The organism is Paenibacillus sp. J22P51 (assembly GCF_059692215.1).
Genome location: NZ_JCAUAZ010000025.1, coordinates 1 through 24,877, shown reverse-complemented (window position 1 = coordinate 24,877; position 24,877 = coordinate 1). Strand labels below are relative to the sequence as shown.

The following is a 24,877-nucleotide window of genomic DNA, read 5'->3' as shown; positions in this document are numbered from 1 at the left end:
TGACAAACTTTCTGCTAGATTGTCTCTATACTAGAGAAACAAATAAGGGAAGAAATGGATGGTGTTCGAGAATATGCAAAGACGAAGCTTAGGCGCGGTGATGGGTAGCGGATGGTCGGGAATTTGGCAGAAAGCAAAAGTAGGCGTTCACAGTGCAGCTGTGGAGAATCGATGGGTTCAAGCTTTTGTTGCTAAGAAGTGGTCGTTACTACTTATCGTTATGGGCTTCTTGCTAGGTCGAGCGATGATTCTAGAACAGTTATCACCATTTGCGTTGGCGTTTATCGCAGTCATCTATTTTACACGAAAGGATATCTTGCATTGGGTGGGCATTGCCGCTTTTGCGGGAAGCTTACTGGCGGTGAATGGGAACACCGGATATTTGGTGACAGAAATCGTGATCTTCATACTGATCCAGAAGGCACTTGAGAAATATGAACGATCCGATGTTTCGTTAGCACCGCTGCTCGTTTTCAGCTCAACCTTCCTGGTGCAGCTCTTTGCAGAGCTAGTGGTTTCCAACTTAACGTGGTACTCGCTGATGATGCTCACGGTTGAAGCGTTGCTAAGTTTGGTACTGACGCTCATTTTCATTCAAGCGATTCCGGTCTTTACGCTGACGCGTAAAAACTATCATCTGAAACATGAGGAGATTATTTGCCTAATCATCTTGCTGGCTTCCGTGATGACAGGTACGGTTGGCTGGCTCGTAGGTCCTGTCACTATAGAGCATGTGCTGTCTCGATATTTGATTCTATTGTTCGCCTTGGTAGGGGGAGCACCGTTCGGAGCATCTGTCGGTGTTGTGACAGGTCTTATTCTCAGTCTGGCGAACAGCAATGCGATCTATCAGATGAGTCTACTTGCTTTCTCTGGTATGCTCGCAGGTCTCCTTAAAGAGGGGAATCGCTTAATGGTTGCCTTCGGGATGCTGCTGGGATCATCTATTCTCTCTTTCTATATGGGCTCTAGTGTGGATGTCATCAATTCCGCTTGGGAATCACTAGCAGCTGTTGCTCTCTTCCTCCTTACACCGCGCAGTGTGATTCTCATGCTTGCTAAGTATGTACCTGGCACCCAAGAGAATCTGAAGTCGCAGCAGGATTATGCGAAGCGTGTCCGAGATGTGACTGCGGGACGCGTAGAACAGTTCTCGGAGGTGTTTCGCCAGTTGGCCCGCAGCTTTAAGCAGTTGACGACAGAAGATGAGGTGAGCCGTAAGGAGGAGGATGTCGGACACTTTATGAATGCAGTCACCCAGAAGGCGTGTGAGTCTTGTTATAAGAAATCTCAGTGCTGGGATCAGAAATTCTACCAAACCTACACGTATATGACCGATATGATGACCCAAATTGAGTCGAAGGAGAGCATGACGAAGAAACAGATTCCGCCGGAGTGGAAGAAGGTGTGCATCCGTACCGAACAAGTGCTAGATGTGATGAAGCAGCAGTATAGCTTGTATAAGAATGATATGCATTGGAAAAAGCAGATCATGGATAGCCGGCATCTCGTTGCCGACCAATTGTCAGGTGTTTCGCAGGTCATGGAAGACTTAGCGAAGGAGATTAAACGGGAAGGACAGGAGCTTTTCCTTCAAGAAGAGCAAATCCGTAATGCCCTTGAGGAGTTGGGCTTATCCATTCATACCATTGACGTGATTTCTTTGGACGAAGGAAATATTGAAATCGAGATCATCCATCAATATACGAAGGGATTTGATGAATGTCGTAAAATAATCGCGCCGCTCCTGAGCGAGATCATCGGCGAGAACGTCGCCGTGATGCGTGAGGAGATGCACACGCGCGGCGAGGGCTACAGCACGGTCGTATTCGGCTCCGCCAAGGAATACGAGGTGGAAACCGGGGTCGCTGGCGCAGCCAAGGGGGGCGACCTCTTCTCGGGCGACAGCTACTCCACGGTGGAGCTGGGCAATGGGAAGTATGCCGTTGCGCTGAGCGACGGCATGGGTAATGGCGAACGCGCGCGCGCTGAGAGCGAGACGGCTCTGAACATCCTGCAGCAGCTGCTGCAGTCGGGCATGGACGAGAAGCTGGCGATCAAGTCGCTGAACTCGGTGTTGATGCTGCGCTCATCGGATGAGATGTACGCGACGGTGGATATGGCCTTGATTGACATGTACAACGCCAATACGACGTTTATGAAAATTGGCTCTACACCAAGCTTTATCAAGCGCGGCACGGAGGTGATTGCGATCTCGGCAAATAATTTGCCTGTCGGCATACTTAGTGAGATTGATGTCGATCTGGTTTCGATACCGCTGCAATCTGGCGATATCCTGGTGATGATGACCGATGGCATCTATGACGCCCCGGGTCATGCTGTGAATAAGGAGATGTGGATGAAGCGGATGATCCAAGAGATTGATACCACTTTGCCGCAGGATTTTGCGGATTGCTTATTGGAGCGTATTTTCCGCCATCATCATGGGGAGATTCAGGACGATATGACGGTGGTTGTAGCGCGCATAGAGAAGCGTCAGCCCGAGTGGGCGACATTCCGTTGGCCGGGCATTACGAGGATGGAGCGTCCGAAGACGGTTAGTTGACGATTTATAGAAGCCGTGCCGGCTCATTTGCTGGCGCGGCTTTTGAAGCTTGTTGGTGTATCTGGGCAACAATTCTGCACCAGCCTATGATTAGACACTCTCACAAATGGAAAAACTAGGATAAGAAACTACTAGAGAGCTAATCTAATCGGCCAGGGAGGCAGAGGATCATGATGAAACAAATTTTGTTAATTACAGACGGTTGCTCCAATGTTGGCGTAAGTCCAGTTATTGCGGCAGCGCAAGCACATGCAGAAGGTGTAGCTGTGAATGTCATCGGTGTGATTGATCATGGAGAACTAGGGGTGCTAGGCTCTGAAGAGATTCGAGAGATTGCTGCGGCGGGTGGCGGGATGAGTCGGATCGTTAATTCTGAGCAGCTTTCCCAAACGGTGCAAATGATGACCCGAAAAACCGTTAACGCGACTATCCAGCATGCCGTAGGCAAGGAACTGCAAAGTATATTGGGGATTTCTCAAATTGAGCAATTGCCGCCTGAGAAACGTGCTGAAGTCGTCCAAGTGATTGATAATATGAGTGAAACCACGTCTCTACGTGTTGCCCTTTTAATAGATGCAAGTGCAAGTATGAAGCCAAAGCTTGCCGCGGTACGCGAAGCTATTCATGATCTTTTGCTTAGTCTAAGAGCCCGCAGTGGCGTGAGTGAGTTGGCTGTTTTCCATTTTCCATCAACCAAATCGAATGATCAGGAGCTAGAAATGGATCATGGCTGGACGAATCAGCTTGCAAATGTCGACAAGATGTTCTATAAAATAAACATGAAGGGTACGACGCCAACCGGTCCGGCGCTGCTGCAAACGTTGCAGTTCGTGACAGAAAAGCCTTTCTCACCAAAGACGACTGAGGAAGGGATGCTGAGTGACTACGTGGTATGATGAGGCCTTTCGCCCAGGGTCAGAAATTAAAGGGAAGTGGAATGGCCATTTGTACGTGGTCGAACGCTTATTAGGTGCAGGTTCCAATGGGATTGTAGCTCTTGTACGAAGAGGAAACGCTAGATTTGCGCTTAAAGCAGGCTATGAAACAGTAGACCATCAGTCAGAGATCAATTCCTTGCTTGCGATATCATTGAAAGAGAATTCATTTAAGAACTTTTTGATTGATGCCGATGATATGATCGTTCAAGGGAAGGGTATTTCCTTTTATGTCATGCGATATATTGAGGGCGTGTCCCTTTCGGAGTTTATACATAAACGTGGTCAGGATTGGGTTTATGTAATGGGAACCAACTTGCTGCGGAAGCTGACAGAAATCCATAAGAGCGGGTATGTATTTGGGGATTTGAAAGCTGAGAACATGATCGTGTCTAACTATGGCGATGTGGACCTCATTGATTTTGGAGGGGTAACGTCCAAGGGACGAGCGATTAAACAACTAACAGAAGTCTACGATCGTGGGTTTTGGAATATGGGGGAGCGGATTGCGGAGGAAAGCTATGATCTATTTTCATTTGCCATTTTACTTTTAAAAACACTAGATCACCGCAAGCGCTTCGCTGGCTTTGTCAAAACACTTCCTCAGAACCGAGAGTTAGATCAATTAACGGTAATTATGGGCGAAAACCCAGTTGCTGCTCAGTTGGCTCCTTTTCTTAATAAAGCATTGCGCGGCGAGTTCAATACTTCGGAAGAGGCAAGTATGTATTGGAAGAAGCTGATTGCAGGTAAGAAGGCCGCACCGTCGACACTGAAAATGCCGTGGCTCAAAATATGCTTTGCTGCTTCTATCTTTATTTTTGGAGCAACGATTTATATGTATTGGTAGGTTTCGGTATGGAAGGGTAGAAAGGAATGTGAGATGGAAACGGATCTTGTCGCTAGAGTGGAACGACGAATTGTGGAAGCAAAGCTCGCAGATGCAGGGGATGTGATTATCGTCGCGGTTTCAGGGGGGCCTGATTCTGTGGCGCTATTGCATGTCCTTTTTCGTCTTGCAGATACCTATCGGTGGACGATTATTGTTGCCCATGTGAATCATCAATTCAGGGGGACGGAATCTGATGCGGAGGCAGATTTTGTTGCGGAGCTTGCGGCAGGGCTGGAGCTTCCATGTGAAATTGGTGTCATCGATGTTCCTGCCTATATAGAGGAAGCATCCTTAAATGGGCAAGCGGCGGCCCGTGAGAAAAGGTATGAATTTCTCCATCAGGTCGCTGATAAATACAGCGCTCATCGGATCGCATTGGCGCATCATGCCGACGATCAAGCGGAAACGATGCTGATGAGAATTCTACGTGGAACAGGCCCAACGGGGCTAGTTGGCATGCCGGAACGCAGACGCGAAAAAAAAGTGGAACTGATTCGTCCTTTTTTACGTATATACAAATCAGATATTGTGAATTATTGCGCTCAGCATGAAATTGCCTATTGTAAGGACAGCAGCAATGAGCTGCGGAAGTATTTCCGCAATCGGATACGGCTAGATCTTATGCCAATGCTGAAACAGTATAATGAACAACTTCCAGAGTCACTCAATCGATTGACGGATGTGATGCAAGCTGAGGATGATTATTTGGCCGCAGAAACCGAGAAGGTTTTTCGCCGAATCGTGACATTTCAGTCGAACTTCTGCCGCTTGGATCGGAGTGATTTCGCCGAGCTTCACGTTGCTTTACAAAGGCGTTTGATTAAATTAATATTAAACTGTCTTTGTTTGGAAAGGGAACGGCTGGTATTTACGCGAATTGAGCGTGTGCGTGAGTTAATCGTGAAAGATCAGATGTCGAATCAAGTCCTGCAGGTGGATGAACAGGTTTATATTGTGAGAGAATATGGATCTATTCAATTTCAGACCTTCGCGCCAGATCCGAAGCCATACGCTTATGAGATCGGGTTAGCGTCTAGTGAAGTTGACCTGCCAGATATGGACGCCAAGTTGATCTACTCATGGACATCCTTAAGCTCGTATGAGAAAGCTGCTTCTTCTTCAGATACGGAAGACGACGTTTTTTTGGATTTAGACCAGGTAGAGTTGCCGCTCTTTATTAGAAGCCGTAGATCGGGTGACCGATTGGAACCACTTGGTTTAAACGGATCCAAAAAAGTAAAGGATATGTTCATTGATGCCAAAATACCGCCATCTAGGCGTGAGGCCATCCCACTACTGGTCGATGCTTCCGGACGAATTCTCTGGATTGCTGGATTTCGTAGGTCCAAACACGCTTTGGTCGGACCAGACACAGAACGTGTGCTTCATATGAAGCTAGTGCTGCAGGAACATACGTAAATTACGTTCTTATAGAATGTAAATTTATAAGGATTCATAATATAATCTAGGGGGTTCATCCTTGTACAGCGACATTCAAGAAGTACTTTACAGTGAAGAACAAATTCAAGGCAAGATTAAAGAATTAGGGGAATTGCTTTCCGCTGATTACGAAGGCAAGAATCCATTGGTTATTTGTGTACTGAAGGGCGCTTTTATTTTCATGGCGGACCTTGTAAAGCAAATTAAAGTACCTTTGGAAATTGATTTTATGGCGGTATCCAGCTACGGTCAATCTACGAAATCCTCGGGTGTTGTTAAGATTATCAAAGATCTTGATGTACCGGTGGAAGGGCGTCATATCCTTATCGTGGAAGATATTATCGATAGTGGTTTAACGCTAAGTTATCTGATAGATGTGCTAGAACGTCGCAATGCCAAGACGATCGCGGTTGTTGCGCTGTTTAATAAACCGGCACGAAGAACGGTAGAGCTTGAGCCTGACTATGCGGGTTATGTGCTACCTGATGAGTTCGTTGTCGGATATGGTCTGGATTATGCAGAGAAGTATCGTAACCTTCCATTTATCGGCATATTGAAACCAGAGATCTATTCGAGCTAGTGTCACGTTCCGAAGGCGCACTAGAGCAGTAATGTTGTAGCGCTTTACCGGAGTGTGGTAAAATAATAATTGTGTGCCGTTTGAGAGGAGGCTCGTTATGAATCGAATTATCCGGAATACCGGCTTTTATTTGCTTATATTTTTGGTTACCGTGGGGATTGTTCATTTCATCAGTACTCAGAATGAACAGAAGGAGTTAATCACTTACGATAAATTCCGACAAGCAGTTGTAAACAAAAATGTAGAGTCCGTAGTATTAAAGTTCGATGGGTATACCTATTCGATTAAGGGTAAGTATATTAACCCGCCTAATGGCGCGGATAAGAAGAGCTTCGAAACACATGCTCCTTACGAGCCGTTAGTTGTACAAATGATTGAAGCGAACGGCGTACCAACGGAAGAGTACGGGCCGATGGAACGCGATAGCGTTTGGATTAGCTTTCTTACGTCTATTATTCCATTTGTCATTATCTTCATTTTGTTCTTCTTCTTATTGAATCAAGCGCAAGGCGGCGGCGGTAAAGTTATGAACTTCGGCAAGAGCCGTGCGCGCCTATATAACGAGGAGAAGAAGCGTGTCACATTCGAAGATGTGGCAGGTGCAGATGAAGAGAAGCAAGAATTGATCGAGGTTGTTGAGTTCCTTAAGGATCCTCGCAAATTCGCGGCAGTTGGCGCTAGAATTCCTAAGGGTGTTCTTTTGAATGGTCCTCCGGGAACAGGTAAAACGTTGCTTGCACGGGCAGTTGCTGGTGAAGCTGGTGTTCCTTTCTTCAGTATCTCTGGTTCCGATTTCGTTGAGATGTTCGTCGGTGTCGGCGCATCCCGTGTTCGTGACTTGTTCGAGAACGCGAAGAAGAACTCGCCTTGTATCATCTTTATCGATGAGATCGATGCGGTTGGTCGTCAACGTGGTGCTGGTTTAGGCGGCGGACATGACGAGCGTGAGCAAACGCTCAACCAATTGCTTGTTGAAATGGACGGATTTGGCGCGAACGAAGGTATTATCATCGTAGCTGCAACTAACCGCCCTGATATTCTAGACCCTGCCTTATTGCGTCCAGGCCGTTTCGACCGTCAAATCACGGTAGATCGTCCGGATATCAAAGGCCGTGAAGCTGTATTGAAAGTTCACGCACGTAACAAACCGCTTGCCAAAGATGTGAAGCTAGATTCACTTTCACGTTACACAACTGGTTTTACGGGTGCGGATCTTGAGAACTTATTAAATGAAGCCGCTTTGATTGCAGCTCGTCGTAATCGCAAAGATATTTCGATGGCTGAAGTGGAAGAAGCTTTTGACCGTATTATCGTGGGTACACAGAAGAAAAGTCGTATCATCTCTGAAACTGAGAAGCGTATCGTAGCGTACCACGAAGCGGGACACGCGATTATCGGTTATCATGCAGAGAATGCAGACATGGTTCACAAGGTTACGATCGTACCTCGCGGACGCGCCGGCGGTTATGTGATGATGCTGCCTAAAGAAGGCGAAGATCGTATGATGCAAACGAAGAACGAGCTTCTGGATAAAGTAACTGGACTCCTGGGTGGTCGTGTTTCCGAAGAATTATTCATCGGAGAAATCGGCACAGGCGCATACAGTGACTTCCAGAAAGCAACGGGAATCGTTCGTCGCATGATTATGGAATACGGGATGAGCGATAAGCTTGGACCGATGCAGTTCGGAAGCTCCCAAGGTCAAGTATTCTTGGGCCGCGACATCGGACATGAGCAAAATTATAGTGATGCGATTGCTTACGAGATCGATCAAGAGATGCAAAGCTTTATTCGTACGTGCTATGAACGTGCACGCGCGATTCTTACGGAGCATGCGGATCAGATTCACCTCGTTGCCAAAACATTGCTTGAGAAAGAAACATTGGATAAAGACGAAATCATCGAACTTTTGGAAAAGGGCAAGCTGAATGCTAGCTCCGACGAGGAAGACGTGAAAGTCAATATTCAAGGTCAAAGCCAAGCTAGCGAAAGCAATAAGCTGGAGTTTGACAAAGAGAAAGAAGTTAAAGAGATCAAACCGGATCAAACAGAAGAGTAAGTTGCAAAACGAACTCGGAAATCCGTTGTACACATCAAGTGTGCGCGGAATTCCGAGTTTTTTCAATGTATTTGCGCATTGACAGGCGATGTGAGAATGTGTAAATTAGTTGTAAATCTCTAATTTTATTGCTTTTAGATCATACTACTTTTAGATAGACGATGAGACCATCTTACGTCCCAGATAGGGGAGGAAGCACCATGGAAGCCTTAGCATTAGAACGCAAAGCGGAACAAAACCGCGAGCTCAAAGAACGACTGTTGCAATTGAAGAAAGAACGGAATGCTATTATTCTTGCTCATTATTATCAGCGTGACGAAGTTCAAGAGGTAGCGGATTTTCGAGGGGACTCCTTTTTGCTTGCTCAGAAGGCCGCACAAACCGATGCGGATGTCATCGTATTCTGTGGTGTTCATTTCATGGGGGAAAGCGCGAAGATTCTTGCACCGAACAAAACCGTGATTATTCCAGACGAACGGGCTGGCTGCCCGATGGCAGATATGGTGAATGTTGAAGGTCTGCGTGCCCTTAAACGTCAACATCCGAATGCCAAAGTCGTTGCTTATATTAATACGTCGGCTGATGTGAAGTCTGAAACCGATATTTGTTGTACATCTGCGAATGCCATCAATGTCATCAATTCCGTCGATTCAGATGAAATTATCTGGGTTCCGGATAAAAATTTGGGTGACTATGTATCAAAATTCACAAGCAAAAAAGTGATCATCTGGGAAGGCTACTGCAATACGCATGATATGCTGACCGTTAAAGATGTTGAAGAAATGAGAGCGCAGTATCCGAATGCCCAGTTTGTTGTTCACCCAGAATGTCGCCCAGAAGTAGTGAAGCTAGGGGATTTTGTTGGGAGCACGACCGCCATTATTAAATATTGTAAAGAGTCTGACTGCCAAGAGTTTATCGTAGGAACCGAAGATGGAACTGGTTACCAGTTGCGTTTAGACAGTCCTAATAAGAAATTCCATTTTGCAACCAAATACTTGGTGTGTCCGAATATGAAAGTGAACAATTTGAAGAAAATCGTGAAATGTCTTGAGACGATGCAACCAGAGATATATGTACCAGAAGATGTAGCAGATAAAGCAAGATTGTCCTTAGAGCGCATGTTACAAGTTAAGTAGCATGCGCTACTCTCTTGTCTGGTAAATAGGTTCCCTCGTGAAGCAAGGCTAGTATCTGATCCGATGACATGCTATTGATGAGCTAATCACGGAAGAGCTAACGTTGCTTTACGAGGTATTAATGGTGGAGAACAGGTGATACGGCATGATTCCTAGATATCTCGTTGATGTTGATTTAGATAAGATTCCTCATATACATACAGATGTAATTGTCATTGGTGCAGGCATTGCTGGTCTCTTCACGGCGCTGCGAGCGAGCGAGAATAAAAAAGTCCTTATGATTACGAAGAAGTCCCTCCTTGATAGCAACACACGCTATGCGCAAGGTGGGATTGCGGCCGTCATTTCGGACGAGGATTCACCAGAGTACCACCGTCAGGATACCATAATCGCAGGAGCGGGTCTCTGCTCATCAGATGCTGTTGATGTTCTAGTGCATGAAGGGCCTGATGGCGTGCAGGATTTGATTCGTATGGGAACTCAGTTCGATCTAGAGAACGGGGAGTTTGCTTTAACCAAGGAAGGGGCTCACAGTCAACGTCGTATTTTGCACTCCAATGGCGATGCGACAGGCGCAGAGATTGTGAGAGCACTTTCGGAGCGTACGAAGCAAGATCCGAATATCGAAATCTGGGACGATCACTTCGTGATCGACCTGATAACTCAAGACGGCGAATGCTATGGCGCGCTCGTTCAGAAGCCAAGCGGGCAGCGCGTGTTTGTGCGCGGCAACGCCACGATCCTCTGCTCCGGTGGCGCGGGACAGCTGTTCCGTTACACAACGAATCCCGATATCGCCACAGGCGATGGGATTGCGATAGCTCACCGAGCTGGGGCGCAAATTCAGGATGTGGAATTCATTCAATTCCACCCAACAGCACTATGTTACCCAGGCGCACCGCGGTTTCTGATTTCCGAAGCGGTCCGGGGCGAAGGTGCCTATTTGCGCAACATCAAAGGAGAGCGCTTCATGGAGCGTTATCATCCGCAGCTGGAGCTAGCACCGAGAGATGTGGTTGCACGTGCCATCGTGGATGAGATGGAGAACTGCAAATCAACCTTCGTCTATATCGACATTACACACGAATCGGAAGAATTAATTAAACATCGTTTTCCAACGATATATGAATATTGTTTAAATTACGGACTCGATATGAGCACGGATTGGATTCCAGTTGCACCAGCGGCGCATTATATGATGGGTGGAGTGAAGACGGATTTGCACGGAGAAACTCAAGTGCGTCGCCTGTTTGCATGTGGTGAAGTTTCGTCTACAGGCGTACATGGCGCTAACCGCTTAGCGAGCAACTCTTTATCCGAAGCGATTGTATTTGGTCGCAGAATTATTGAACGGATTCAAGAACTGCCAGCACTTGAAGGGGATATTCAGATCCGAACGGCATCCGATGCCCCGCGGACCGAAATCCCGAATCAAGCGGTTGTTGAGAAGAAGCTTAAGCTTCAGAAAGTCATGCTTCGCTATGCAGGTCTTAAGCGCACTGCCAAAGGGTTGCAAAAGGGGCATGAGGAGCTAGCGAGACAACTGTCGATTTTTGATTCCTTGATGACGAAACGCGAAGAATATGAGTTTGCAAATTTACTGAACGTTGCTCTTTTAACAACGACAGCTGCATTAACCCGTGAGGAAAGCCGCGGCGGCCATTATCGAGAAGATTTCCCGGAACGGAATGACTTGGTGTGGAAGAAGCATATTGTTTTCCGGCGCGGGGAAGATAGGATTGAGGAGTGGATTTAGCATGTTAGAAATAAATATGGAATTAGTACGGAAGCAAATTCGCCTTTGGCTTGAAGAAGATATCGGAACTGGCGATGTCACGACTCTGACAACAATCCCTTTGGAACAAGTATCCAAAGGGATTATCCACGTCAAAGAAGATGGAATCGTTTGTGGACTTCGCATCGCGCAGGAGGTTTTTGCTGTGGTCGATGATTCTCTTCGTTTTGAAACTAAAGTGGTCGAAGGATCGTCTGTTCATAAAGGGACCATACTAGCTGAAGTGGAAGGCAATACACGGAGCATCTTATTGGGTGAGCGATTAAGTCTGAATTTGATGCAGCGAATGTCGGGGATCGCCACGAAGACGCATGAATTTGTGGTGGCGTTAGAAGGGTTGCCAACTCGACTTGTTGACACGCGTAAAACAACGCCTGGACACAGATTGCTTGAGAAGTATGCCGTGCGCGTTGGCGGCGGATATAATCATCGATTTGGCCTCTATGATGCGGTTATGATCAAAGATAACCATATCAAAGGCTCGGGCGGCATTACACAAGCGGTTCATGCGGCTCGTCAGAACATTCCGCACACGATGAAGATCGAAGTGGAAGTTGAGAACTTTGAACAGCTACATGAGGCGCTTCAAGCAGGTGCTGATATCATCATGCTGGATAACATGGTACCGGTGAAAATGAAAGAAGCAGTTTCGATAATTAAAAGCAAAGCGCCGCATATTGTAGTAGAAGGGTCAGGTTCGGTCACCCCGCAAACGATTAAAGCAATGGCGGAGACGGGTGTGGACGTGATTTCCGTTGGAAGATTGACGTACTCAGTGGCTGCGCTGGATATTTCATTAGATCTGAATGAGCGGAAGGGGACGGCACTATGATTCTCGTTATCGATGTCGGGAATACGAACATTGTGCTTGGCCTCTACCAAGACCGTACGCTCTTGCATCATTGGCGTGTAAGCACGAACCGTTCAGCTACCGTTGATGAGTACGGCATGCAGCTGCACAGCTTATTCCAGCACTCAGGCATTACCTTTGCACAAGTAGAAGGTGTCATTATTTCATCTGTCGTGCCTCCGTTGATGAATGCCATGGAAAACCTTTGCTTACACTACTTGAAAAGAGCACCATTCATCGTAGGACCAGGGATCAAAACGGGCCTGAATATCCGTGTGGACAATCCGAAGGAAGTTGGCGCGGATCGCATCGTAAACGCGGTGGCGGCGCTGGAGCTTTATGGAGCTCCTTGTATCATTGTAGATTTCGGTACAGCTACAACCTACGATTACATTGATTCTTCTGGTCAACTAGTGGGATGCGCCATTGCGCCTGGCATTGGGATCTCAACCGAGGCGTTGTATCAGAAGGCGGCGAAGCTGCCTCGTATCGAGCTCGTTAAGCCGAAAAGTGTTGTCGGCCGAAATACCGTTGCTGCGATGCAAGCGGGAATTATTTATGGTTATGTTGGCCAGGTTGACGGGATCGTCGGGCGGGTCATTCAGGAGTTTAATGTGAATCCAACGGTCATTGCAACGGGTGGATTAGCAGAGCTCATCTCCAGTGAGTCACGAACGATTCAAGTCGTCAACCCATTACTTACCTTACAAGGTTTACAAATGATTTATGAGAAAAATGTCTAAGCAGTATAAGGAAGGAAATTGACATGAGTGATTATTTAATTCGAGGAACAGCATTAGATGGACGTGTACGTGCGTTCGCTGTTCAGACGACTCTCCTAACCGAAGAGCTTAGTCAACGACATCTAACGACACCGACAGCGACAGCCGCGTTAGGGAGAACAGCTGCCGCGGCTCTTCTCATAGCTGCTATGCTCAAGGGAGAAGAACATCTCATTGTACAAATTAAAGGGGATGGCCCTATCGGGCAAATCGTTGTTGATGCGAATGCGAAGGGTGAAGTGCGTGGATACGTAGATAATCCCTTGGTAGATCCGCCGCTCAAAGAGAATGGCAAATTAGATGTTGCTGCTGCGGTGGGGACAGACGGTTTTTTATACATAACGAAAGATTTAGGCATGAAAGAGCCTTATAAAGGAAGTGTACCTTTAATTTCGGGCGAATTGGCAGAAGATTTCACTTATTATTTTGCTAAGTCGGAACAAACACCTTCGGCTGTCGCGTTAGGCGTATTGGTGAATACAGACCATACAATTCTTGCTTCAGGTGGATTTGTAATTCAACTGCTCCCAGGGTTGACGAATAGTGAGATTGATGAAATCGAAACCATGCTAGGTCAAATCCCAACCTTCACGAACATGTTAGGTGATGGATTGAATTTAGAAGAAATTTTACAAACGGTACTCCCATCCTTCCGTAAGCTCGATGAGATGGACGTCATGTTCCGATGCAAATGCAGTCGGAAGAAAGTCGAGTCTACTTTGATTTCGTTGGGCAAACACGAACTTCAAGAAATACTGGAGGAAGAAGGAGTTGCGGAAGTCGTCTGTCATTTCTGCAATGAAGCTTATCGGTATGAAGGAGAAGATTTACAACGGATGATTGATCTGTAAGCGTAGGGGATCTGCTTGAAATAGCTAGTGAATTCGGGTGCAAGCAGCAATATGGAAGTAAAAGAGGGAAATAGGATGCGCAATGTAAAGCGATTGTGGGGAGTCATCATCGCGATGGCGATATGTATTCTCGTGCTCGCATCCTTGCTGATCAGTCATGCCATCAACCAATCAGAACCAAGACAATCACCAGAGCCAGAACAGCAGGGTGAGAATAAGCATACACGAGTTGTCGCCAAAATTGGGAATCGGGAAATTACCATGGATGAGCTTGAATCAGCGCTCGCGCGCCATTATGGAGCAGAGCAGCTAGGTCAAATGCTGGATCGTGAAGTTATTCGCCTAGAGGGAAATGAGTCGGGAACAAAGGTAGAGAGTGCGGAAATCAACCGTGAGTTGAAAAGGATGCAGCAAGGGTACGAAAGTGAACAACAATTTTATGATTCCATGCAAAGTCAGCTTGGCATGTCAGAGCTGGAAATCAAAGAAGATGTATCGAATAAGTTGTTACTTGAGAAGCTGGCAACGGCCGCTATTCACATCACAGATGCTCAGGTTGATACCTACATACAGACACATGCGGATGAGTTTAAACAAGAAACAGAATACAACATTCAACAGATCATAGTATCCACGAAGGAGCAAGCGACGAAAGTTATTGCGGAGCTGGCCAAAGGAGAGAGCTTTGCGACCCTTGCCAGAGATCGATCGATTGATGATGCAACCAATAACACCGGTGGTGATTTGGGTTGGATAGAAGGCGACGATCCTTTTGTAGAAACGCCCATCTTAGAAAATGCGAAATTGTTGAAGATTGGGGAAGTGAGTAAGCCTTTTCCTGTTTCACATGGATTTGCGGTCGTTCTACTTAAGAATCGACGGGACAAAATGAACCCGGATCTCGTGTTCATAAGGGAGAATGTGCGCAGGGAGCTTGCTTTGCAACAAGCGCCTCCATTGAAAGACTTTGTCGCGCAGCTGCGCGGTAAATGGAAGGTAAGTGTGGTGGATCCGACGCTCCGGTAAGAGAATGTGAAAATTTGGTTGACAACCTTTAAGTGCGTTGATAAGATTAGATTTATTAATACCTACTATTTAACTCGGAAATCATTATAATACTCAATCTGGAGGGGAAATATTATGGCAAGATTAGTACAGAGCATTACGGATTTGATTGGCGATACACCGCTTGTTCGTCTGAACCGTGTTGTTCCAGAGGGCAGTGCAGAGGTTTATGTGAAATTAGAGTACCAAAATCCAGGTGCTAGTGTTAAAGATCGTATTGCCATCTCCATGATCGAAGTAGCTGAGCAAGAAGGTAAATTGAAGCCGGGCGACACGATTGTAGAACCGACGAGCGGTAACACAGGAATCGGGATTGCTCTAGTCGCAGCTGCTAAAGGATACAAAGCTATTCTTGTTATGCCTGAAACGATGTCTTTAGAAAGACGTAACCTGCTTCGGGCTTATGGTGCACAGCTTGTTCTGACACCAGGGGCAGAAGGTATGAAGGGTGCGATCAAACGTGCGGAAGAGCTTCAAGCAGAGAATCCTTCCTACTTCATTCCACAACAATTTAAGAACCAAGCGAACGTGAAAGTTCACCGCGAAACAACAGGACCGGAAATCGTGGAAGCGATCAACGCTCATGATGGTAAACTGGATGCTTTCATCTCCGGTATCGGTACAGGTGGTACAATCACTGGTGCGGGTGGCGTTCTGAAAGAAAATTTCCCGAACATCAAAATATACGCAATTGAACCTGCGGCATCTCCAGTTCTTTCTGGTGGTAAGCCAGGTCCTCATAAAATTCAAGGTATCGGCGCAGGCTTTGTTCCGGATATTTTGAACACGAATGTGTACGATGAAATTATTACAGTTGAGAACGAAGATGCGTTCGAAACTTCACGCCGTGTTGCCAAAGAAGAAGGTATTCTTGGCGGTATTTCCTCCGGTGCAGCTATTTTCGCGGCATTGAAGGTTGCAAAAGAGCTAGGCGCTGGCAAACGTGTTGTTGCGGTTGTTCCAAGTAACGGTGAGCGTTACCTTTCCACGCCTTTGTACCAATTCGAAGAGCAATAAGGTCGAATCGCATACAAAAGAGATTAAGCTTCAGCTATTACAGCTGGGGCTTTTTTTCTGTATAGGGTTGGAGTATACTAATGGACAACGAATTAACGGATTTTTCATTAAGGAGCGCAAGTATGATTTTAACAAAAGTAGAACAATGGCAGGCGTGGTCGTCATCAGTTTACACCATGCTGCCGTATGTGATTAAATTAGGACTCGCGGATGATCGGATTGCCTCATGGGAAGACGCGTGGAAAGATGCTTCGCCAGATTCCTTCGTACTCGAGAGCGGAAAGGGCGGTCGGTATACGCACTTTGGGTTGCATCCCTTCTCGACTGTTCGTGGTACAGGCTTGGAAGCAGACATCACAACTCACACGAACTCGACAATGTCTCGCGTTCAAGGCAAGCCGCTAGACGTCGTCAAGCAGTGGATGTCAGCTTACCATAGTCCGAAAGTCCAAGGAGCTCCTAAGTTTGTCGGAGGCTGCGTAGGCTATTGGAGCTACGATGTGATTCGCACCATCGAGAAGCTGCCAGAGCAATCGCAAGATGATCTGCCGATCCCTGATTACAGCTTTGCGATGTATGATCAGGTGTGGACGCTCGATCATATAGAGAAGACACTGTACATCGCGGTGCATATGCCATTCACGCCAGGCGCAGACCTCAGCGAGCTCTACGCGCAGGCGCACGCTCGAGCTGAAGCAATGCTCGTCCGCTGGCACGCGATCCGCGCCGGCAACTGGTCCGGCACACCGCTGAGCGGTGCCGACCAACCAGTGATGGCGCGCGAGCAGCTGCACATCGACGTCGAGAGCATCGCAGGCATCCAGCCTGCGTTTGACAAGGCCGCGTACATGGCTGCGGTGGAGCGCATCCAGGCCTACATCTCCCAAGGTGACGTGTTCCAAGTCAACTTGTCGGTCAGACAGAGCCGGCAGCTGCGCACGACGCCGGAGGAGATCTACGAGGCGCTGCGCGTCGTCAATCCCTCGCCCTACATGGGCTTGCTGCGCTTCGCAGGCTTCGCCCTTGTCTCCGGCTCGCCGGAGCTGCTCGTTCAGCTCGAGGACGGCATCCTGCGGACGCGTCCTATTGCTGGCACGCGCCCGCGCGGCAAGGACGAGCAGGATGATCTGCGCCTAGCCGGCGAGCTCATCCACAATGACAAAGAGCGCGCCGAGCACGTCATGCTGGTCGACCTCGAGCGGAACGACCTAGGCCGCATCTCGCGATATGGCTCCGTCCATGTGAAGGACTTCATGGTCATCGAGTACTATTCCCATGTGATGCACATCGTCTCCGAAGTCGTCGGTGAGTTGGCGGAAGGGAAGGACGCCTATGATGTCATTGCGGCGACTTTTCCTGGTGGTACGATTACAGGTGCGCCGAAGATTCGCTGTATGGAAATCATTGAAGAACTAGAGCCCGTACGTCGCGGTCCTTACACAGGATCGATGGGATGGATTGACTATAATGGCAATATGGAATTTAATATTATTATACGCACGCTAGTAGCGGTGGAGGGTATGGGTCACATTCAAGCGGGGGCTGGCATCGTCATTGATTCCATTCCAGAGCGTGAGTACATCGAATCCTTGAACAAAGCCAAAGCGATGTGGAAAGCAATTGAGTATAGCGAGCGGAGCATGAGCCGAGCTTAAGCCCGAGTGGGGCTGACGAAAGGGGAGCTTAGAATGATTTTAGTGATTGATAATTATGATTCGTTTACGTACAACCTTGTTCAGTATTTAGGAGAGATTGGCGAGGAAGTCATCGTTCGTCGCAATGACGAGATTGACCTGGCAGGTGTCGAGGCGTTAGCGCCGGACCACATCTTAGTATCCCCCGGTCCTTGCACGCCGAATGAAGCGGGAATTAGCTTATCACTGATTGACCATTTTAAAGGGGTTATTCCGATTTTCGGCGTTTGCCTTGGACATCAGTCCATTGGCCAAGCCTTCGGCGGCGATGTGATTCGCGCAGAGCGCTTGATGCATGGCAAAACCTCGGAGATTTTCCACGATGGGAAAACCTTATTCGAAGGACTTCCGTCACCTTTCATCGCGACACGTTATCATTCTTTGATTGTCAAAACAGAAACCTTACCAGATTGCCTGGAAATCAGCGCACAAACGGCTGAAGGCGAAATCATGGCTTTGCGTCATAAAGAGTATCCGATCGAAGGGGTGCAATTTCACCCGGAATCAATCATCACCCAGCATGGGCATCAAATGCTGCGCAACTTTCTTCGTCGCACAGCGAAAACAGGAGTCTAACGTATGATCATCTCCATCAATGGAACCTTAACCTCAGAAACACAAGCCGTGGTCTCTGTATACGATCACGGTTTTCTTTACGGGATCGGCTTATTTGAGACCTTTCGCACGTATAACCGCAAACCTTTCCTGCTCGCCGAGCATCTGCTTCGGCTAACCGATGGTTGTCGTGAGCTTGGCATCACGTTTGAGCCAAATCTGGACAAGCTAACATCCCAAATCGAACAATTACTCCAAGCCAACAATCTGGAGGATGCTTATTTTCGGTATTCCCTTTCCGCAGGCGTGGAAGCACTTGGGTTGCCATCCGAAAACTACGCGCAGCCGACAGAAATCATCTACATCAAGCCGCTGCCTTCAAGGGATGAACGAACCTACCTGCAAGGCAAAGCCTTACAACTGCTCAAGCTGCCACGCAATACGCCAGAAGGCTTATATCGATTTAAGTCCTTTCATTATATGAATAACATTTTGGCCAAAAGAGAGCTTCAGCAATATACATGGGCGACTGGGGCGGAGGGCCTTATGTTATCTGAAGATGGCTATGTGGCGGAAGGGATCGTCAGCAACCTTTTCTTCGTCAAAAATGACGCCTTGTACACACCATCACTCGATACGGGCATCTTGCCGGGCATCACGAGAGCGCATGTCATGGATCTCGCGCAGCAGCTACAGCTTCCTACCCAAGACGGGTTATACCGTTGGGAAGATCTCGTCGATGCGGATGAAGTGTTTCTCGTAAATTCCATCCAAGAAATCGTACCCGTCACCACTTTGTATACACCGAGTGGACAAGCCCACACCGTAGGCACTGGATCTCCGGGTCCTATAACCCGTAAACTAATTCAACGCTACGTGTAGACCTGCTTTAGGTGCAGCTAATGAACGAACAGCAACGAACAGGAAGTGAATCTAAGATGAAAGTGTTATCCTGCAGAGGACACGAGCTGCCCATCGGTGATCGGACGATCATTATGGGCATATTAAACGTAACGCCAGACTCCTTTTCGGATGGCGGCAGCTATAAGCATGTCGAGGATGCGCTTCGCAAAGCTCATCAAATGGTGGCGGAAGGAGCAGATATCATCGACATTGGCGGTGAATCAACGCGACCGGGTGCTGCGACAGTTACCGAAGAAGAAGAGCTGCAACGTGTTATCCCAGTAATCGAAGCAATCCGCCGTGAAATCAACGTCCCTATATCAATTGATACCTACAAAGCGGAAGTAGCTAAGCAAGCCTTAGAGGCAGGAGCGCATATCATCAATGATGTATGGGGCGGCCAAGCAGATGTCGACATGGCAGCAGTGGCAGCACAATATGATTGTCCATTTATCATCACTCATAATCGGACAAGCTCAGAATATGTCGAATTTCTCCCAGACGTGATCTCAGATCTTTGTCACTATACGAGTCAGGCTCTGCAAGCGGGTGTTAAGCCAGAACGCATCATTCTCGATCCGGGCATTGGCTTCGCCAAGTCCTATCAACAAAATCTCTACCTCATGAACAACCTGCGATCGCTCGTAGATCTCGGATATCCGGTCCTCTTGGGCACATCGCGTAAAAGTGTCATCGGACTCACCCTAGGATTACCTCCCGAGGAGCGCCTTGAAGGAACGGCATCAACCGTCGCACTTGGAATCGCGCAAGGGTGCGGGATCGTTAGAGTTCACGATATCCAACCGATCAAACGGTTAGCCGTTATGACCGATGCTATTATCCGCAGCAACCTTTAACAAAAAGGTTTATATGTTTCACTCAATGTTTCACTCAATGTGTCACTCGATAATAAACGCACGCGTCATTCATAGACGTGGCAGACGTTTGTTTTAACCCTGGAGGCTTCTAATATGGATAAAATCACGCTATCACGAATGCAGTTCTTTGGTAATCATGGTGTATTCCCTGAAGAAAACACGCTGGGGCAACGTTTCTATGTTGATGTAGAGCTAATGCTCCCTTTAGATAAAGCTGGAAAGACCGATGATTTGACCCAAACCGTCCATTACGGGGAGGCATTTTTCCTAATTAAAGGGATTGTGGAAGGGCGTACGTACAAATTAATCGAAGCATTAGCAGAAAATATTGCATCCGAGCTCCTGCATACTTATACTAGTATCAATGAAGTGACGGTTCGCGTTATCAAGCCGCATCCGCCCTTTGCCGTTATTTTTGACGGCGTTACTATAGAGATCAATCGAAAGCGGGCACTGGAATGACAGCCGAAGAACGAGAACGCACGATCATTGCTTACGTCGCATTAGGCTCCAATATTGATAATCGTGAACATTATTTGCAGGGTGCAATTGCAGCGCTGAATGAGGAATCGGGCATCACGGTGACGGGGCATTCCTCCATCTACGAAACCGAGCCTGTAGGCTATGTGGATCAATCTGCTTTTCTAAATATGGTTGTTCAAATTCATACTGACTTATCGCCTGAAGCGTTATTAGTTACCTTGCTAGCCATCGAGAACCGTCTGGGTCGGACGCGTGACTTGCGTTGGGGACCTCGAACGATTGATTTGGATCTGCTCCTATATGGTGACCATCGGCTAACGACCCCCGACTTGATCATTCCGCATCCGCGGATGCATGAGCGGGCTTTTGTATTAGTCCCCCTCTCTGAGGTTCTCTACGCGCGGCAGGACGCTCTATTTGAATCTATCTCTGCACACTTGGAGAAACTGGAAGGAAAGGAAGGCGTCATCCTATGGAAAAAAGCTCAATAGCACAGCGCATTCGCGCTTTTCGTAAACTAAAAGGTTATACCCAGAGTGAACTGGCGGACTTATTAGGCGTATCCATTGCCATCTTAGGGGCGATTGAACGAGGAACACGCAAGCCGGATAACAAAATGATTCATAATATTTCGCAAGTTCTTGACATAGAACCGGATGAATTAGTTGCAGTAGTTGTGAAATGAGAGGAGTGGAATCTTCGGTGCTGAAAATAGGAAATGTCGAAGCTCCCAATAAAGTAGTGTTAGCCCCAATGGCGGGCGTATGTAATCCAGCGTTTCGATTAATTGCCAAAGAGTTTGGTACGGGCTTAGTCTGTGCGGAAATGGTTAGTGATAAAGCGATTGTTCACGGCAACTCACGTTCCATGGAGATGCTGTATGTGGATGATCGTGAGAAGCCGCTCAGTCTACAGATTTTTGGAGGCGACACGGAGACGTTGGTACAGGCGGCTAGGATTGTTGACCAACAAACGAATGCAGACATTATTGATATCAACATGGGGTGTCCTGTTCCCAAAATCACGAAGTGTGATGCGGGTGCGAGATGGTTGCTCCAACCGGATAAGATCGAAGCAATGATCGCTACTGTTGTTGCAGCTGTTAGTAAACCCGTTACGGTGAAGATGCGTATTGGCTGGGATTCCGATCACATTTATGCCGTCGAAAATGCGAAAGCTGTCGAAAGAGGCGGCGGAAGCGCGGTCAGTGTACACGGACGTACTCGTGAGCAGCTATATACAGGGAAAGCGGATTGGAACATCATTCGCGATGTCAAACAAGCTCTTTCTATTCCAGTTATCGGCAACGGTGATGTTGTGACGCCTGAGGATGCAAAACGCATGCTGGATGAGACGGGTGTAGATGGTGTTATGATCGGGCGCGGAGCGTTAGGCAATCCTTGGATGCTGTATCGTACTGTACAATATCTGGCCAATGGCGAGCTTCCACCGGAACCATCAGCGGAAGAGAAAATCCGTATCGCGATTTTGCATATGGATCGTCTCATTGCCCTCAAGGGTGAGCATGTAGCGGTGAAGGAAATGCGCAAACACATGGCGTGGTACCTCAAAGGCATGACCGGTGCGGCTCGCGTGAAGGATGTCATTATGGAAACCTTGAAGCGGGATGAAATGGTTCGTACGTTAGACGAATATGTCGAGCATCTTGCGACGAGTTCCGCGTCTGGGACAACGGAAGAATCGGCTGTGCTGCATTAATAACATGCTGCAATGGTTGACATTGACATTTTGAAACGGTTGCAATATAATCAGTCAATATTAATGTGTTCCTGCATATATTGAAAGACTAACGAGTAAGCAACTTATTATGAAACGTGAATTCATACTACTTGAATCAGCTCTATAAAGACCCAACTCCTAGCAGGAAGCATCGATTCAACGATATGAAAATCTTTCACATGACGGGAGATCAGTTGGCAATGGCTGAAAAAGAGGTCATTCTTACACCAGTAGGGCTACGGAAATTAGAGGATGAGCTTGAACATCTGAAATCCGTGAAACGCCGGGAAGTCGCGGAAAGAATTAAGGTTGCCATCGGTTATGGCGATATTAGTGAGAATTCCGAGTACGAAGATGCGAAGAACGAGCAAGCTTTTATTGAAGGAAGAATCATTACTTTAGAAAAAATGCTGCGCAATGCGCGGATTATTAATAACGATGATGTCGATATTAACACAGTTAGTGTTGGTTCGATTGTTACGCTGAAAGACTTGGAATATGGTGACTTGGTAGAGTACAACATTGTTGGTTCAGCTGAGTCTGATCCATTGCAGAATAAGATTTCCAATGAAAGCCCTGTGGGTAAAGCTATTCTTGGCAAGCAAAAGGGCACCAACGTCGACGTTGTCGTTCCTGCTGGCGTCATTCAGTATCAAATTGTTGATATTAAAAAGTAGCGTGCAGCCGCAAGCCTTTTGGAAAGCTTCCCTCAGGAAGCTTTTTTCCGTTCACAGCCCTAAACTAATTCGTAGGAGATGAAAGCATGAGCCAGGAACTAGAATTAAATGAATTGCTCGTTATCAGGCGCAACAAATTGGACGAGCTTCGCGGTCTCGGTGTCGATCCATTCGGCGGCAAATATGTAAGAACGCATTCAGCGGGGGATATTCTTGCTGCTTATCAAGAGATTAGCAAAGAGGATTTAGACGAAGCGAACGTAGTGGTTCGTATTGCTGGGCGTATTATGCAGAAAAGAAGTATGGGTAAAGCTAGCTTCGCGCATCTGCAAGACATTACAGGTAAAATTCAAATCTACGTGCGTGAAGATGCGCTGGATGCGAATATATATAAAGCTTTTGATATTCTTGATCTAGGCGATATGGTAGGGGTAGAAGGTGTCGTTTTTAAAACCAAAACAGGCGAAACCTCTATTAAAGTGAAATCACTTGAGGTATTGACGAAGTCTTTGCTTCCGCTGCCGGATAAATTCCATGGACTTAGCGATGTTGAACTGCGCTATCGTCAACGGTATGTCGATCTGATTATGAACCAAGATGTCCAAAAGACGTTTATTCTTCGTTCCAAAATCATTCAATCGATGCGCCGTTATTTGGATTCCCTAGGTTATTTGGAAGTCGAGACACCAACGCTGCATTCTATCGCAGGCGGCGCTTCTGCACGTCCTTTTAACACGCATCACAATGCGCTGGACATGCAGCTTCATATGCGTATTGCTATCGAGCTTCACTTGAAACGACTCATTGTTGGCGGACTGGAGAAAGTGTACGAGATCGGTCGCGTATACCGCAATGAGGGGATCTCTACGCGTCATAACCCAGAGTTCACGATGATAGAGCTGTACGAGGCGTATGCCGACTACAAAGATATCATGAAGCTGACAGAAGAGCTTGTTGCTCATATCGCGCAAGAGGTGCTTGGACAGACGACTATTCCTTATGGAGACCATGAAGTTGATTTAGCTGTAGGTTGGAGACGTGTATCCATGGTGGATGCGATTAAAGAAGTCACGGGTGTAGACTTTAGCGTCCATATGACCAATGAGCAAGCTCATGGCTTGGCCAAGGAGCACAAGGTTTCTGTTGAGCCGCATATGACATTTGGTCACATTGTGAACCAGTTCTTCGAGACGTTTGTTGAAGAGACGTTGATTCAGCCTACGTTCATCTATGGACATCCATTAGAGATTTCTCCACTTGCCAAAAAGAACCCTGAGGATCCGCGCTTCACGGATCGCTTCGAGCTCTTTATTGTAGCGCGTGAGCATGCTAATGCCTTTACCGAACTTAATGATCCAATTGATCAAAGGGAACGCTTTGAAGCGCAGTTGCGTGAGAAAGAACAAGGCAACGATGAAGCGCATGAAATGGATGAAGATTTCATCCGTGCCCTTGAGTATGGTATGCCGCCTACTGGTGGCTTAGGTATAGGAATTGACCGATTGGTCATGCTATTGACGAATGCACCATCGATCCGTGATGTCTTATTATTCCCGTTGATGCGTGAACGCCAAGGCGAGTAATTTCTTCGTTTAGAGGCGCCATTCGGTGCCTCTAATTTTTTTGAAATTAGGACTTGCAAAGTGTGTATCGTCTGTGGTATCTTATAAAAGTTGCCGCTGAGGACAACACGAGAAATACAAGAAGCACAACAAAAAACAACTCGAAATTAAGAGTTGCAAATAAAAACTCAGTGTGGTATATTGGTCTTCCGGCTTTCGAAAGAGAGCGGGTTGGACAAGAGTCATTGATCTTTGAAAACTGAACAACGAGTGAGTAAGCACAGTCGAGTAATCGACTATAAATGAGATTGCAAAATCTCGCTAGCTTCAAATGAGCAAGTCATCTTTTCTATTATGGAGAGTTTGATCCTGGCTCAGGACGAACGCTGGCGGCGTGCCTAATACATGCAAGTC

Annotated in this window: 23 protein-coding genes and 1 rRNA gene; all 24 read left to right on the top strand. The window is 47.1% G+C overall.

The genetic code is table 11. The features are described from left to right. Positions 1–73 precede the first annotated feature (73 nt). Positions 74–2,566, top strand: a complete 2,493-nt coding sequence (gene spoIIE / locus AC58QC_RS29040) for a stage II sporulation protein E (RefSeq protein ID WP_497418502.1) — start codon at positions 74–76, stop codon at positions 2,564–2,566. Between the two features lie 173 nt (positions 2,567–2,739). Further along, positions 2,740–3,462 (top strand): vWA domain-containing protein, encoded by a 723-nt coding sequence (locus AC58QC_RS29035; protein WP_497418532.1) that lies wholly within the window; start codon positions 2,740–2,742, stop codon positions 3,460–3,462. After that, positions 3,446–4,351 carry a protein kinase domain-containing protein gene (locus AC58QC_RS29030; RefSeq protein WP_497418501.1) on the top strand — a complete coding sequence of 302 codons (906 nt, stop codon included), beginning with the start codon at positions 3,446–3,448 and terminating at the stop codon, positions 4,349–4,351. Before AC58QC_RS29035 ends, AC58QC_RS29030 begins: the two co-directional genes overlap by 17 nt. A 33-nt stretch (positions 4,352–4,384) precedes the next feature. Continuing rightward, positions 4,385–5,812 (top strand): tRNA lysidine(34) synthetase TilS, encoded by a 1,428-nt coding sequence (gene tilS, locus AC58QC_RS29025; RefSeq protein ID WP_497418500.1) that lies wholly within the window; start codon positions 4,385–4,387, stop codon positions 5,810–5,812. Between the two features lie 61 nt (positions 5,813–5,873). Continuing rightward, entirely contained in the window at positions 5,874–6,413 is a 540-nt protein-coding gene (gene hpt, locus AC58QC_RS29020) for a hypoxanthine phosphoribosyltransferase (RefSeq protein ID WP_497418499.1), read from the top strand. Positions 6,414–6,510: 97 nt separating this feature from the next. After that, a complete protein-coding gene (ftsH, locus tag AC58QC_RS29015) occupies positions 6,511–8,472 on the top strand; it encodes an ATP-dependent zinc metalloprotease FtsH (protein ID WP_497418498.1) in 1,962 nt (653 codons plus the stop codon). A 200-nt stretch (positions 8,473–8,672) separates the two neighbouring features. Continuing rightward, a complete protein-coding gene (gene nadA, locus AC58QC_RS29010) occupies positions 8,673–9,611 on the top strand; it encodes a quinolinate synthase NadA (protein ID WP_056617922.1) in 939 nt (312 codons plus the stop codon). Positions 9,612–9,756: 145 nt separating this feature from the next. After that, positions 9,757–11,367, top strand: a complete 1,611-nt coding sequence (gene nadB / locus AC58QC_RS29005; protein WP_497418497.1) for an L-aspartate oxidase — start codon at positions 9,757–9,759, stop codon at positions 11,365–11,367. Between the two features lies 1 nt (position 11,368). Further along, on the top strand, positions 11,369–12,238 hold the full coding sequence (nadC, locus tag AC58QC_RS29000; protein ID WP_497418496.1) for a carboxylating nicotinate-nucleotide diphosphorylase: 870 nt from the start codon (positions 11,369–11,371) through the stop codon (positions 12,236–12,238). Continuing rightward, complete coding sequence (locus tag AC58QC_RS28995) at positions 12,235–12,999, top strand: type III pantothenate kinase (RefSeq protein ID WP_497418495.1); 765 nt, start codon at positions 12,235–12,237, stop codon at positions 12,997–12,999. The genes nadC and AC58QC_RS28995 overlap by 4 nt, the downstream gene beginning before the upstream one ends. A gap of 23 nt (positions 13,000–13,022) precedes the next feature. Next, on the top strand, positions 13,023–13,889 hold the full coding sequence (hslO, locus tag AC58QC_RS28990; protein WP_497418494.1) for an Hsp33 family molecular chaperone HslO: 867 nt from the start codon (positions 13,023–13,025) through the stop codon (positions 13,887–13,889). Positions 13,890–13,964: 75 nt separating this feature from the next. Further along, positions 13,965–14,915: a peptidylprolyl isomerase gene (locus AC58QC_RS28985; protein ID WP_497418493.1), complete on the top strand. Its 951-nt coding sequence runs from the start codon at positions 13,965–13,967 to the stop codon at positions 14,913–14,915. A 114-nt stretch (positions 14,916–15,029) separates the two neighbouring features. After that, complete coding sequence (cysK, locus tag AC58QC_RS28980) at positions 15,030–15,971, top strand: cysteine synthase A (RefSeq protein ID WP_497272828.1); 942 nt, start codon at positions 15,030–15,032, stop codon at positions 15,969–15,971. Positions 15,972–16,093: 122 nt separating this feature from the next. Next, the gene (locus AC58QC_RS28975; protein WP_497418531.1) at positions 16,094–17,626 is read left to right on the top strand and encodes an anthranilate synthase component I family protein; all 1,533 of its coding nucleotides are present in this window, start codon (positions 16,094–16,096) and stop codon (positions 17,624–17,626) included. Between the two features lie 33 nt (positions 17,627–17,659). Further along, a complete protein-coding gene (gene pabA / locus AC58QC_RS28970) occupies positions 17,660–18,241 on the top strand; it encodes an aminodeoxychorismate/anthranilate synthase component II (RefSeq protein ID WP_497418492.1) in 582 nt (193 codons plus the stop codon). 3 nt (positions 18,242–18,244) lie between these two features. Continuing rightward, positions 18,245–19,102 carry an aminodeoxychorismate lyase gene (pabC, locus tag AC58QC_RS28965; RefSeq protein ID WP_497418491.1) on the top strand — a complete coding sequence of 286 codons (858 nt, stop codon included), beginning with the start codon at positions 18,245–18,247 and terminating at the stop codon, positions 19,100–19,102. A 56-nt stretch (positions 19,103–19,158) separates the two neighbouring features. Continuing rightward, positions 19,159–19,980, top strand: coding sequence for a dihydropteroate synthase (folP, locus tag AC58QC_RS28960; protein WP_497418490.1), 822 nt, complete (start codon positions 19,159–19,161; stop codon positions 19,978–19,980). 114 nt (positions 19,981–20,094) lie between these two features. Next, positions 20,095–20,463 (top strand): dihydroneopterin aldolase, encoded by a 369-nt coding sequence (folB, locus tag AC58QC_RS28955; RefSeq protein WP_497247025.1) that lies wholly within the window; start codon positions 20,095–20,097, stop codon positions 20,461–20,463. Continuing rightward, complete coding sequence (folK, locus tag AC58QC_RS28950; protein ID WP_497418489.1) at positions 20,460–20,975, top strand: 2-amino-4-hydroxy-6-hydroxymethyldihydropteridine diphosphokinase; 516 nt, start codon at positions 20,460–20,462, stop codon at positions 20,973–20,975. Before folB ends, folK begins: the two co-directional genes overlap by 4 nt. Beyond that, the gene (locus AC58QC_RS28945; RefSeq protein ID WP_497418488.1) at positions 20,957–21,169 is read left to right on the top strand and encodes a helix-turn-helix domain-containing protein; all 213 of its coding nucleotides are present in this window, start codon (positions 20,957–20,959) and stop codon (positions 21,167–21,169) included. The genes folK and AC58QC_RS28945 overlap by 19 nt, the downstream gene beginning before the upstream one ends. A gap of 17 nt (positions 21,170–21,186) precedes the next feature. Next, the gene (gene dusB, locus AC58QC_RS28940) at positions 21,187–22,203 is read left to right on the top strand and encodes a tRNA dihydrouridine synthase DusB (protein WP_497418487.1); all 1,017 of its coding nucleotides are present in this window, start codon (positions 21,187–21,189) and stop codon (positions 22,201–22,203) included. A 221-nt stretch (positions 22,204–22,424) separates the two neighbouring features. Next, positions 22,425–22,901, top strand: a complete 477-nt coding sequence (gene greA, locus AC58QC_RS28935) for a transcription elongation factor GreA (RefSeq protein WP_310502557.1) — start codon at positions 22,425–22,427, stop codon at positions 22,899–22,901. An 86-nt stretch (positions 22,902–22,987) separates the two neighbouring features. Next, positions 22,988–24,484, top strand: a complete 1,497-nt coding sequence (lysS, locus tag AC58QC_RS28930) for a lysine--tRNA ligase (protein ID WP_497418486.1) — start codon at positions 22,988–22,990, stop codon at positions 24,482–24,484. Positions 24,485–24,814: 330 nt separating this feature from the next. Continuing rightward, a 16S ribosomal RNA gene (locus tag AC58QC_RS28925) occupies positions 24,815–24,877 on the top strand; the annotation flags it as partial.

What these genes read in the sequence shown, in the direction of transcription:
- spoIIE (WP_497418502.1), top strand. Translation starts at nt 74, where the DNA reads ATGCAAAGACGAAGCTTAGGCGCGGTGATGGGTAGCGGATGGTCGGGA.
- AC58QC_RS29035 (WP_497418532.1), top strand. Translation starts at nt 2,740, where the DNA reads ATGAAACAAATTTTGTTAATTACAGACGGTTGCTCCAATGTTGGCGTA.
- tilS (WP_497418500.1), top strand. Translation starts at nt 4,385, where the DNA reads ATGGAAACGGATCTTGTCGCTAGAGTGGAACGACGAATTGTGGAAGCA.
- ftsH (WP_497418498.1), top strand. Translation starts at nt 6,511, where the DNA reads ATGAATCGAATTATCCGGAATACCGGCTTTTATTTGCTTATATTTTTG.
- nadA (WP_056617922.1), top strand. Translation starts at nt 8,673, where the DNA reads ATGGAAGCCTTAGCATTAGAACGCAAAGCGGAACAAAACCGCGAGCTC.
- nadB (WP_497418497.1), top strand. Translation starts at nt 9,757, where the DNA reads ATGATTCCTAGATATCTCGTTGATGTTGATTTAGATAAGATTCCTCAT.
- nadC (WP_497418496.1), top strand. Translation starts at nt 11,369, where the DNA reads ATGTTAGAAATAAATATGGAATTAGTACGGAAGCAAATTCGCCTTTGG.
- AC58QC_RS28995 (WP_497418495.1), top strand. Translation starts at nt 12,235, where the DNA reads ATGATTCTCGTTATCGATGTCGGGAATACGAACATTGTGCTTGGCCTC.
- hslO (WP_497418494.1), top strand. Translation starts at nt 13,023, where the DNA reads ATGAGTGATTATTTAATTCGAGGAACAGCATTAGATGGACGTGTACGT.
- AC58QC_RS28985 (WP_497418493.1), top strand. Translation starts at nt 13,965, where the DNA reads ATGCGCAATGTAAAGCGATTGTGGGGAGTCATCATCGCGATGGCGATA.
- cysK (WP_497272828.1), top strand. Translation starts at nt 15,030, where the DNA reads ATGGCAAGATTAGTACAGAGCATTACGGATTTGATTGGCGATACACCG.
- AC58QC_RS28975 (WP_497418531.1), top strand. Translation starts at nt 16,094, where the DNA reads ATGATTTTAACAAAAGTAGAACAATGGCAGGCGTGGTCGTCATCAGTT.
- pabA (WP_497418492.1), top strand. Translation starts at nt 17,660, where the DNA reads ATGATTTTAGTGATTGATAATTATGATTCGTTTACGTACAACCTTGTT.
- pabC (WP_497418491.1), top strand. Translation starts at nt 18,245, where the DNA reads ATGATCATCTCCATCAATGGAACCTTAACCTCAGAAACACAAGCCGTG.
- folP (WP_497418490.1), top strand. Translation starts at nt 19,159, where the DNA reads ATGAAAGTGTTATCCTGCAGAGGACACGAGCTGCCCATCGGTGATCGG.
- folB (WP_497247025.1), top strand. Translation starts at nt 20,095, where the DNA reads ATGGATAAAATCACGCTATCACGAATGCAGTTCTTTGGTAATCATGGT.
- folK (WP_497418489.1), top strand. Translation starts at nt 20,460, where the DNA reads ATGACAGCCGAAGAACGAGAACGCACGATCATTGCTTACGTCGCATTA.
- AC58QC_RS28945 (WP_497418488.1), top strand. Translation starts at nt 20,957, where the DNA reads ATGGAAAAAAGCTCAATAGCACAGCGCATTCGCGCTTTTCGTAAACTA.
- greA (WP_310502557.1), top strand. Translation starts at nt 22,425, where the DNA reads ATGGCTGAAAAAGAGGTCATTCTTACACCAGTAGGGCTACGGAAATTA.
- lysS (WP_497418486.1), top strand. Translation starts at nt 22,988, where the DNA reads ATGAGCCAGGAACTAGAATTAAATGAATTGCTCGTTATCAGGCGCAAC.